Annotated in this window: 8 protein-coding genes; 1 reads left to right on the top strand and 7 read right to left on the bottom strand. The window is 71.9% G+C overall.

Going from position 1 to position 10,867, the window contains the following annotated elements; translation table 11 throughout:
- Window positions 1-274 precede the first annotated feature (274 nt).
- Together BKD30_RS11110 and BKD30_RS11105 are read right to left on the bottom strand one after the other, a co-directional pair.
- Window positions 275-1,456 carry an NAD(P)/FAD-dependent oxidoreductase gene (locus BKD30_RS11110; RefSeq protein WP_076704646.1) on the bottom strand — a complete coding sequence of 394 codons (1,182 nt, stop codon included), beginning with the start codon at window positions 1,454-1,456 and terminating at the stop codon, window positions 275-277.
- A 141-nt stretch (window positions 1,457-1,597) separates the two neighbouring features.
- On the bottom strand, window positions 1,598-2,497 hold the full coding sequence (locus BKD30_RS11105) for a hypothetical protein (protein ID WP_076704644.1): 900 nt from the start codon (window positions 2,495-2,497) through the stop codon (window positions 1,598-1,600).
- 196 nt (window positions 2,498-2,693) lie between these two features.
- Between BKD30_RS11105 and BKD30_RS11100 the strand changes: the two genes are divergently transcribed.
- A complete protein-coding gene (locus tag BKD30_RS11100; RefSeq protein ID WP_076704642.1) occupies window positions 2,694-3,671 on the top strand; it encodes an SDR family NAD(P)-dependent oxidoreductase in 978 nt (325 codons plus the stop codon).
- Between the two features lie 189 nt (window positions 3,672-3,860).
- Here the strand turns inward: BKD30_RS11100 and BKD30_RS11095 are convergent, their stop codons facing one another.
- From BKD30_RS11095 to gatC, 5 genes are all read right to left on the bottom strand, one after another.
- Entirely contained in the window at window positions 3,861-6,569 is a 2,709-nt protein-coding gene (locus BKD30_RS11095; RefSeq protein ID WP_076704640.1) for an MMPL family transporter, read from the bottom strand.
- 79 nt (window positions 6,570-6,648) lie between these two features.
- The gene (locus BKD30_RS11090) at window positions 6,649-7,293 is read right to left on the bottom strand and encodes a TetR/AcrR family transcriptional regulator (RefSeq protein WP_159440571.1); all 645 of its coding nucleotides are present in this window, start codon (window positions 7,291-7,293) and stop codon (window positions 6,649-6,651) included.
- Between the two features lie 200 nt (window positions 7,294-7,493).
- Window positions 7,494-8,996, bottom strand: coding sequence for an Asp-tRNA(Asn)/Glu-tRNA(Gln) amidotransferase subunit GatB (gene gatB / locus BKD30_RS11085; RefSeq protein ID WP_076704637.1), 1,503 nt, complete (start codon window positions 8,994-8,996; stop codon window positions 7,494-7,496).
- Window positions 8,993-10,495, bottom strand: coding sequence for an Asp-tRNA(Asn)/Glu-tRNA(Gln) amidotransferase subunit GatA (gatA, locus tag BKD30_RS11080; RefSeq protein ID WP_218189300.1), 1,503 nt, complete (start codon window positions 10,493-10,495; stop codon window positions 8,993-8,995). The genes gatB and gatA overlap by 4 nt, the downstream gene beginning before the upstream one ends.
- A 38-nt stretch (window positions 10,496-10,533) precedes the next feature.
- Window positions 10,534-10,833: an Asp-tRNA(Asn)/Glu-tRNA(Gln) amidotransferase subunit GatC gene (gene gatC, locus BKD30_RS11075; protein ID WP_076704635.1), complete on the bottom strand. Its 300-nt coding sequence runs from the start codon at window positions 10,831-10,833 to the stop codon at window positions 10,534-10,536.
- Window positions 10,834-10,867: the final 34 nt, after the last annotated feature.

Here is a 10,867-nt window from a genome sequence, read left to right as displayed (position 1 = left end):
CCTATGAGGTCACAGACGCCCGTCCGGTCGCGTGCGTAGCGATCCCCCCGCAGTGGACCGACAAATCGCAAACAAGACAGCCGGAGCGTCGGTCAGTCGGTGAGTCAGACCCACCCGGGGGAACCACTACCTCCATCATCACTGTCAGTCGATCACGACCACCCCGTCGCGACACCCCGACGTCGACTATCGAATTTCGGGGCTTCCGCCGCCGGAATGAGCCCCGAAATGCAATAGTCAACGCGGAATAGGGGCGGCAAGGGCCGCGCCCTCCTCAGTGGACGGGCGCAGTGCGGCCGAGGTCGGCGGACGGGCGGGTCGGCACCCGGCGTACCGGCGAGAGCGCGGCGAGGATCGCGTCCGTGTCGGGTTGACCGTGTTCCCCGGTGCCTGCGGCGTCGGTGCGGTCGATGCCGTGGCGGGCGTCGGTGCGGTCGATGCCGTGGCGGGCCAGGATCGAGGCGGCCGCGAGTTCGGCGAGCGCGGGAGCAATGTGCACGACGCCGTCGCCCTGGCCGGCGAGCCAGAAGAAGCCGCCCGCCTCGCCGTCGTACCCCACCACCGGCAGCCCGTCGCGGCCGCGCGTGCGCACCGCCGTCCAGGCCCGGTCGAGGCCGCCGATCGAATGGTCGGTCAGCGTCGACGCCGCCCGCCGGAGGTTCTGGACCACCGCGGGACTCGGAGGGACGGCCCCGGGAATGCCCGGGGAGCCGACAGCGTCGCCGACCAGCAGTCCGTCGCCGTCGGGCCGGATCACGACGCCGTCACGCACGAACATCGGGATGTCCGGGTCGATCGGCGCCTCGAGCGCGAAGACGGCCGCGGTGTGCCGGAGGGGTTGCAGGCCCTGGATCTCGACGGCGGCGACGACGGCGATCGGATCCGCCCAGGCGCCCGCCGCGTTGACGACCGTGCGCGCGTTGATAGCGTCCTGACCGGCGCCGATCGCCCAGCCGTCCCCGACGCGCGCGGCGGTGTGGACGTCCGCGACCGGGACGATCTCGGCACCGACGTCGAGCGCTACGGCCCGATAGTGGTCCTGCAGCACTCCGGCATCGATCTCGATCCCCTCGTCCGTGGCGACCGCCCCCGTGAGGTCCCGGGCCCCCACCTGTCCCAGCGCGGCGGCCGGGTCGTCGGCGACGGTCAGGCCACCGGCGACGGCGAGATCGCCGACCTGCCGCTCGGACCCGGCGAAGACCCGCCGTCGCGGGCTCGCCACGCTGCTCGCCCCCGCACCGAACGCCGTGGCGATCAGCTCCGCGGCCCGCCGCTGCAGCGCCCGCAGCACCGGCGGGTCGACGGTCGGTTCCAGCTGGCGCGCGGCCCGGGCGGACTGCTGATAGGCGACCGCCGGATCGGCCTCGACGATGACGACACTCGTGTGCGGGGCGAGCGCCGCCGCCAGGGACAGTCCGGTGATACCGCTGCCGATGATCAAGACGTCGGTGTCCATGGCCCGATGGTGTCACATGTCCGGAACTCGGGCCGGGTGGGTTGGCCACGATTCCCTGCGGTCGTGGAGCGGGACGGGGTCGGCCGTGCTCGACGTCGATCCGGGCGGTGCGGGGACATCCACGGGTCGGCGTGGTTGGTCTCAGGTCGTCGATCCCGTCGGTGCGGGCGTCGCCGACTTCACTGACGGCGCCCCGGGGTCCGGCGCCGGCAGCGACCGCCCCGCCCCGGCCGGCAGCACGAGCAGCCGCTGGACCGTCGGCGTCGTGCTCGTCTTCGCGGCCATCAGCGCGACACGGTCCCCGACCTTCAGGTCCGCGGCCGCGATGACAGTGCGGTGGCGGCTCCCACCAGCCCGCGGGTCCGGGTCGGTACCCGCGCTCGGGGTTGCGGTCGGAGTGCTGTTCGGCCCGGCGCTGGGGCCGGCGCCCGGACCGGCGCTCGACCCCGAGCCGGCGTTCGGGCCGCTCTTCGGACGGGGACCGGCGTTCGGGGTGCGCAGCGGCCGCTCCGGTGCGGCGAAGAGCCTCGACGACGTGCCGAGGGCGTAGGTCGCGGTGTAGCCGTCGGCGGACTTCACCGTGACCGACGTGTCGGACACCGCCGCGATCCGGCCTCGCTGGACGAGGACGGTGGTGTTGCCCTGGCCCTGCGGCAGGACGAATTCGCCGTGCAGCGGTGCTCGTGCCGGAGCGATCGGGAACCAGGCGCCCCGGTGCTGGGCACGGGGCTGTCGGTCCGGCCCGGAGGCGGGCGTCGATGCCGTGGGAGTAGTCGACGCACCGGTCACCCCGGTCCCGTTCGTCGCGGGTCCCGACGTGCCGTTGCCGGCCGCTATCACCGCGACGCCGCCCGCACCTGCCAGCCCCAGCGTCAACAGGCCGGTGGCGATCCACCGCCCTGTGCTCCCGGCCCAGCTCCTCGTGCCGGTCGTCGTCCCCCGCGGCGCCGGCTGCCGGTCGGATGTCGGTGTCTCGAAATCGTGCATGATCTCTCCCTGGATGAGGACGGTCAGCCCGACGACGCCGGCGGGTACCGCCACGTCGTCGCACCCCGCTCGGGCGCTCGTACCGCGATGCCGAGAGCCAGTGTGCGGTCAGCCGCTGGGGATCGCCTGTGCGTCGCTGCCAGTCCGGCGGGCAGCAGCCAGGCCGTCATCGTCGGCCGGCTCCGCGCTTGCACCGTCATGAGCCGGCTCCGTGCTTGTGCGGCTGCCACCCCTTGGGAAGACTGACCCCATGACCGTCGCTCCCTCCTCCCCCGGAACCGCCAACCGGGTCGCGCTCGTCGTCGGCGCCTCGCGCGGCCTCGGCCTGCTGATGGCCCGCGACCTGCTCGAGCAGGGCTACCGGGTCGTCATCGCCGCACGCAACGAGCAGACCCTGCGCACCGCGGCCGCCGAGCTCGACCCGTCCGGTGCCCGGGTCCTCCACCGGGCGGCCGACGCCGCGGATCCCGAGGCCATCGCCGACCTGGTCGCGTTCGCCGAGCGGCAGGGCGTGCTCGACGTCGTCATCCATGTCGCCGGCATCATCCAGGTCGGCCCGGTCGCGGCCATGAACCGCGGGCACTTCCGGGAAGCGATCGACATCATGACCTGGGGCCCGATCAACGTGGCGCTGGCCGCAGTGCCCGGGATGCGGGCACGCGGCCATGGCCGGATCGGCATCGTCACCTCACTGGGCGGCAAGGTCAGCGCACCGCACCTGGTGCCCTACTCGACGGCCAAGTTCGGCGCGGTGGGGTTCACGCAGGGGCTGGCGGCGGAGCTTGCCGGCACCGGTGTCACCGCGACGACCCTGGTCCCGGGGCTGATGCGCACCGGATCGCACCTGCAGGCCGCCTTCGTCGGTGACGTCGCGAAGGAGTACCGCTGGTTCGCGCTCGCCGCGACCCTGCCGCTGGTCGCCATGAGCGCCGAACGGGCCGCCCACAAGATGGTCACCGCGACCCTCGCCGGCAAGCCCGTGGCCGCCATCGGCGTCTCCGCGCAGGCCTCGACGCGGTTCGGAGGGCTGGCGCCGTCGATCACCGTCCGCGGGATGGGACTGTTCTCCCGCTTGCTGCCGAGCACGACCGACGACGGGCCGCACGTCCGGTCCGACGACGCGACCACGGTCAAGGGTGAGGACGCCCGCCGCAGGCTGGCCTCACCCCTGATCAACTTCCTGACCGGCCTCGGCCACCGCGCGGCGACGAAGAACCTGGAGCGGTAGGCCACCCGGTCGCGGCGTCGCTCGGAACGAGCGACCGCCATGGGGACCGTTCCTACCGATCGGGACGTAGGGAACCCCACATTTCGGTAGCAACTGTCCCCATCGCGACTCGGGTTGCGGGACCGATGCCGGACTGCGGGATCGACGACGCGGCCTGCGGGACCGATGCCGGACTCGACGCCGCCGGGGCTACGCGCGGTGACGCGGGGCACGGCCGGACGGCGACCCAGCGTCCGGCGTCGGCTCCGGCGCGTCCGTGGGCGCCGCGTGCCGGCCGCGGCCGTCGGCCGAGGCACCCACCGAAACCAGCTCCCCGGACTCCGCAGCGTCGGACGAGGACGACGCCGCCGCCGAGCCCGCACCAGCACCGGAACCAGCCGAACCCACCACCGTCACCGGCCCGGTGACCGGGTGCTCCCGCTCCAGTTTGGCGCCCTCGACGTCGACGTCCGGCAGGATCCGGTCCAACCAGCGCGGCAGCCACCACGCCGACCGGCCCAGCAGGTGCATCACGGCCGGGATCAGCAGCATCCGCACCACGAACGCGTCGATCAGGACACCGAACGCCAGGCCGAAGCCGATCGGCCGGATGATCGTGGACTCCGAGAACACGAAGCCGGCGAACACCGAGATCATGATCACCGCCGCCGCGGTCACCACGGCCCGGCCGGCGTGCAGGCCCCGCTGGACCGCGACCTTCGCCCGGTGCCCGTGCGCGTACGCCTCCCGCATCCCGGAGACCAGGAACAGCTGGTAGTCCATCGCCAGGCCGAACAGGATGCCGATCTCGATGATGGGCAGGAAACTGAGGATCGGGGCCGGGTCGTGCACCCCGAACACCGCACTGAGCCAGCCGAACTGGTAGATCGCGGTGATCCCGCCGAAGGCCGCGAGCAGGGACAGTACGAACCCGATGGTGGCGGTCAGCGGCACCAGGATGGAGCGGAACACCAGGATCAGGATCAGCAGGGACAGCCCGACGACGACGACGAGGTAGACGGGCAGCACGTCGGCCAGGTTGGCCGAGACGTCGATGTTCGCGCTGGCGTTGCCGGCGACGCCGAACGTCGCCTGTCCACCGCCGACGTCGACCGACAGCCCGCGCAGGTCCCGGACCAGCTGCTCCGTGTCCGCGCTGTCCGGCCCGCTCCCGGGGATCACCTGGAACGCGATGACCGTACGGTCCGCCGACGCACCGATCGGGGCCACCGCGGACACGTTCCGCTCACCGGCGATGGCGCGGCCGAGGGACACCTCGGTGGCGGTCACGTCCGCCTGGGCCACCGGTGCGGGCAGCTCCGCGACCGCCAGCAGCGGTCCGTTCTGCCCGGCGCCGAACTTCTGCTCGAGCGTCTTGTACGCCTGGTACTGGGTCGACGTGACGGGCTCGGAGGCTCCCGAGGGCAGCCCGAGCCGCATCTGCGTGGCCGGCAACGCGACCACGGCGAGCACCGCGATCCCGGCGACCAGGGTGACGACGGCCCGCCACGTGGACATCGGCGTCGTCGGCAGCCGCGGCGCCGTACCGTCGCGACCGATCGCGGCCCGCTCCTTCTTCCGCAGGATCCGCATTCCCACCAGGGACAGCAGGGCGGGGGTGAAGGTGATGGCGATGAGGATCGCGACCAGCACCGCCCCGGCCCCCACCGTGCCCATCAGGCCGAGGAACGGGATGCCGGTGATATTCAGGGCCAGCAGGGCGACGATGACGGTGGACCCGGCGAACACGACGGCGTTGCCGGACGTGCCGTTGGCCAGGCCGATCGACTCGTGCAGGGACATGCCGCGCTTGAGCTGGGCCCGGTGCCGGTTGAGGATGAACAGCGAGTAGTCGATGCCGACGGCCAGTCCGAGCATGACCCCGAGCACCGGGGTCACCGAGATGAACTCGACCAGGCCGGAGAACGAGAGGGCCGCGAGTGAGGCGACTCCGACGCCCAGGACGGCGCTGACCAGCGGCAGCGCCGCGCCGACCACGGTCCCGAGCATCACCAGCAGCACGACGGCGGCGATGACGACACCGACCACCTCGCCGGGCCCGAGCACACTGGGCACCCCCTGGGAGATGTCGTTGGACACCGCGACGTCGACCCCGGCGATCCCGGCGCCCTCGGCCCGGTCGCTGATGGCCTTCTTCTGCGGCTGCGGGGTCGCGAAGGTCGACTGGTCGAACCGGACCGTGCCGACCGCGGCGCTGCCGTCGGCGGAGACGAACCGGATGTTCTTCGACAGGTCCAGCAGGGCCGCACCCTGCTCGAGCTTCGTCTGCTGGGTCTGCAGCGCATCCCGGTTCTCGGTGATGGTCCTCTGGCTGGCCGCGAGCTGCTGCTGCTGCCGATCGATCTGCGCCTGCGCACGGTCCAGCTGCGGCTGGGCGGCGGCGAGCTGACCGGCGGACCGCGCCTGCGCCTTCCGCTGGTCGAGTTGCCGCTGCGCCTGGGCGAGCTGGGTACGGCCGGAGTCGATCTGCTGCTGCCCGGCATCGAGCTTCGCGCGGCCGTCCGCGATCTGCGCGCGCCCGTCGGTGACCTGTTTGCGCTGATCGTCGAGCTGACGCTGCTGGGCGAACGGATCGATGGTGTCCTTGACCCCACCCAGTGACTTCAGGTCCGCGAACAGGGCGGCCACGTCGCGCTTCTGGGCCGCGGTGAACGCCTTCCCGTTCTGGGTGGAGACGACGATGCTGCCGGAACCGCCGGTGGCCGCCGGGAACTTCTCCGCGAGCCGGTTCTGCACCTGCTCGGTCGCGGTGCCGGGGATCGAGATCGCCGAGGAGATGGTGCCGGAGAAGAGGGCGAAGGTGCCGCCGGAGATGGCGAGCACCAGGATCCAGCTGATGATGACCAACCAGTGCCTGCTGGCGCAGAACCGCCCGAGGCGGTAGAGGAGACCGGCCATGCCGTCCCGCTCCTTTCTTTTCGTGAGCGTGTTGTCGGGCCCCGGAGGGCCGGTCGGGCGCGGGTGAACACCGCGAGTCTCAGGGTGCGGCGGGCAGGTACCCGTTGCGGACGTTGGCGATCAGCCGGGCCAGCAGATCCTGCCAGGTGGCCCGCGCCGCGGCGTCCAGGCGCCCGCCCGTCCGTTCCACCCAGTGCCGGGAGATCACGACGATGCCGCCCATCAGGGACTCGACCAACAGTTCGGCCTCCAGTACGTCCGCGGCGGGATGCCGGCGCAGCACCTCGGCGAGCAGCCGCTCGGTGACCCGGGAGAACGCTGCATCGGTCAACGGCGCCTTCCGCTCGTCGGCGGGCGACGGGCCACCGAGGATCCGCAGGATGGTGGCGATCGCGGCCGGCAGGTCGGCGTCGTGCATGGCAGCGGCGATCTCGTCGAACATCGCGGACCGGCCGCCGTCGCCCAGCGGGGTGCGGGCGATGCGGGCGAGGAAATCGTCGACGACGACGGCCAGCGCGTCCTCGCACACGGTCAGGAACAGGTCGTCCAGGGACGGGAAGTGGTTGAAGACGGTGCGGCGGGAGACGTCCGCGCGGGCGGCGAGTTCGTCGACCCCGAACGTGGGACCGCCGCGCTCCTCGATCAGGTCGCGGGCGGCGTCGACGATGGTGGAACGACGCTCCGCCTTCTGCGCGGCGCGGCGGTCCAGGGTCGATCGAGTCACGATGTCTACACTAGGTGCAACCTTGCACTCAATGCAACTTCAATGCGCGGCCGGTGACGCGACGTCGCCCGGTGCACACTGCCGACTGGTCAATAGACGCGCGATTCGGCCGGTCCCCGGCGCCAATCCGTGCAGCTATTGACCACTCGACGACGAGGGCGAGCGCGACGACGACGACGACGGCGAGCGCGACGACGCCGTCAGACGCCGAGCTTCTCCAGGACGATCTCGCGGACCCGGCCGGCGTCGGCCTGGCCACGGGTGGCCTTCATGACCGGGCCGATCAGGGCGCCGACGGCCTGGACCTTGCCGCTCTTGATCTTCGCGACGACATCGGGCATCGCGGCGATCGCCTCGTCGACGGCCACACCCAGTGCCCCGTCGTCGGAGACGACGGCCAGGCCACGGGCCTCGACGATCTGGGCGGGCGTGCCCTCGCCGGCCAGCGCGTGCTCGAGCACCTGCCGGGCGATCTTGTCGTTGATTCGCCCCTCGACGATCAGCGCGTCCAACTCCACGATCAGCGTCGGGGTGGCGCCGACCTCGGTGGGCTCGACATCGCGTGCCTTGGCGAGGCGGGAGATCTCCCCCATCCACCACTTGCGCGCCACCGCGGCGGAAGCGCCGACGGCGATGGTGTCCTCGATCGCCTCGAGCACCCCGGCGTTGACGACGTCGCGGAACTCGGCGTCGCTGTATCCCCAGTCGGCCTTCAGCCGTTTGCGCCGTTCGGCGGGCGGCTCCGGCAGGGTGGCCCGCAGCTCCTCGATCCACTCCCGGGTGGTGACCACGGGGACGAGGTCCGGCTCCGGGAAGTAGCGGTAGTCGTCGGCGTCGGACTTGGGCCGCCCGGACGTGGTGGACCGGGTGTCCTCGTGCCAGTGCCGGGTCTCCTGGACGACCTTCTGCCCCGCGTTCAGCACGGCGGCGTGCCGGGAGATCTCGTGCCGGACGGCGTGCTCGACGGCGCGCAGCGAGTTGACGTTCTTGGTCTCGGACCGGGTGCCGAACACGGTGGCACCCTTGGGCATCAGGGACACGTTGGCGTCGCAGCGGACGTTCCCGCGCTCCATCCGCGCCTCGGAGATGCCCAGGCCCTTAACGATCTCGCGGACCGCGGCCACGTAGGCGCGGGCCAGCTCGGGCGCACGGGGGCCGGCCCCGACGATCGGCTTGGTGACGATCTCGATCAGCGGCACGCCGGCCCGGTTGTAGTCCACCAGGGAGTACTCGGCGCCCTGGATCCGGCCGGCCGCGCCACCGAGGTGCGTCAGCTTCCCGGCGTCCTCCTCCATGTGCGCCCGCTCGATCTCGACCCGGAACACCGTCCCGTCCTCCAGCTCGACGTCCAGGTACCCGTCGTGGGCGATCGGCTCGTCGTACTGGGAGGTCTGGAAGTTCTTCGGGGTGTCGGGGTAGAAGTAGTTCTTCCGGGCGAACCGGCACGACGGCGCGATCGAGCAGTTCAACGCGAGGCCGAGCTTGATCGCGGACTCGACGGCGGTCCTGTTGACCACCGGCAGGACGCCGGGCAGGCCGAGGTCCACCGGGGAGACGTTGGTGTTCGGCACGTCCCCGAACGCGTTGGGGGCGGCGGAGAACATCTTCGTGGCCGTGTTCAGCTCGACGTGCACCTCGAACCCGAGCACCGGGTCGTACGTCGCCAGTGCATCGTCGACGGGAACCAGGGTCTCGGTGCTCATTTGTCGCCTCCGGTCGTGGTCAGGGATGCAGCTTCCGCGAGGTCCGGGGCCTGCGCCAGCAGCGGGCCGCCCCAGCGGTGCACCAGCAGCCGCTCGAGCGCGGCGCCGGCACGGTAGAGCCGCTCGTCCTCGCGGGCGGGGGCGAGCAGCTGGATGCCGGCGGGCAGCCCGTCCTCCGTGGCCAGGCCGCTGGGCAGGGACAGGCCCGGCACGCCCGCCAGATTGGCCGGGATGGTGGCGACGTCGTTGAGGTACATGGCCAGCGGGTCGTCCGTCTTCTCCCCCAGCCGGAACGCCGTCGTCGGCGCCGTCGGGGAGATGAGGATGTCGACCCGCTCGAACGCGGCGTCGAAGTCGCGCTGGACGAGCGTGCGCACCTTCTGCGCCGACCCGTAGTACGCGTCGTAGTAGCCGGCGGACAGGGCGTAGGTGCCCAGGATGATGCGGCGCTTCGCCTCGGCGCCGAACCCGGCGGCCCGGGTCGCCGCCATCACGCGTTCGATGGTCAACGGTCCCTCGGTGGGCAGGGTACGCAGACCGTACCGGACGCCGTCGAACTTCGCCAGGTTCGAGGACACCTCGGACGGCATGATCAGGTAGTACGCCCCGAGCGCGTACCGGAAATGCGGGCAGGAGACCTCGACGATCTCGGCGCCGGCCTCCCGCAGCAGGTCCAGCGCCTCACCGAAGCGGTCCAGCACGCCGGCCTGGTAACCCTCGCCCTGGAGGTCGGTGACGACGCCGATGCGCAGCCCGGTCACGTCGCCGTCGGCCGCGGCGGCCGCGAATGCGGCGACCGGGTCGACCAGCGAGGTCGAGTCCTTCGGGTCGTGGCCGCCGATCAGCTCGTGCAGCAGCGCGGCGTCCTCGACGGTGCGGGCACACGGGCCGATCTGGTCCAGGGACGAGGCCATCGCGATGGCGCCGTAGCGGGAGACCCCGCCGTAGGTCGGTTTGACGCCGACGGTGCCGGTGACGGCGGCGGGCTGACGGATGGACCCGCCGGTGTCGGTGCCGAGCGCCAGCGGTGCCTCGAAGGCGGCGACGGCGGCCGCCGACCCGCCCCCGGAGCCGCCGGGGATGCGGTCCAGGTCCCACGGGTTGTGGGTGTCGCCGAAGGCGGAGTGCTCGGTCGAGGAGCCCATCGCGAACTCGTCGAGGTTGGTCTTGCCGAGGATCGGCAGCTTCGCGGCGCGGATCTTCTCGATCACGGTCGCGTCGTAGGGGCTCATCCAGCCCTCGAGGATGCGTGAACCCGCCGTCGTCGGCTGACCGACGGTGACGATGAGGTCCTTGATCGCGATCGGGACGCCGGCGAGCCGGTGCAGGGACTGCCCGGCGGCACGGGCGGCGTCGACCTCGGCGGCGACGGCGAGCGCTTCTTCGGTGTTAACGTGCAGGAAGGCGTGGACGACGCCGTCGACGGCGGCGATCCGGTCCAGGTGTGCCTGGGTCAGCTCGACGGAGGTGATCTCACCGGCCGCGAGCTTGTCCGCCATCTGGGCGGCGCTCAGGGTGATCAGGTCGGTGCTCACGCTCACTGCTCCTCGTCCAGGATCGCCGGGACCTTGAAACGACCGTCCTGGACGTCGGGGGCGCCGGAGAGCGCCTGCTCGTTGCTCAGGGTCTCCCCCACGACGTCCTCGCGGAACACGTTCGACAGGGCGATGGGGTGGCTGGTGGCGGGGACGTCGTCACCGGCCACCTGGGAGATGGAGGCGATCGAGTCGACGATCACCGCCAACTCTCCGGCCATCGTCTCGAGCTCGGCCTCGGACATCTCGATGCGCGCCAGCTGCGCCAGATGGGCAACGTCGTCACGACTGATCTGAGCCACGGTCCTCCTCACGGGACGGGGTGGGTTTTCCGCC

Source organism: Tersicoccus phoenicis, assembly GCF_001968835.1.
In the GTDB taxonomy this organism is placed as follows: Bacteria; Actinomycetota; Actinomycetes; order Actinomycetales; family Micrococcaceae; genus Tersicoccus; species Tersicoccus phoenicis.
The sequence above is the reverse complement of the archived record's forward strand: the minus strand, read 5'-3'. Positions and strand labels throughout refer to the sequence as shown.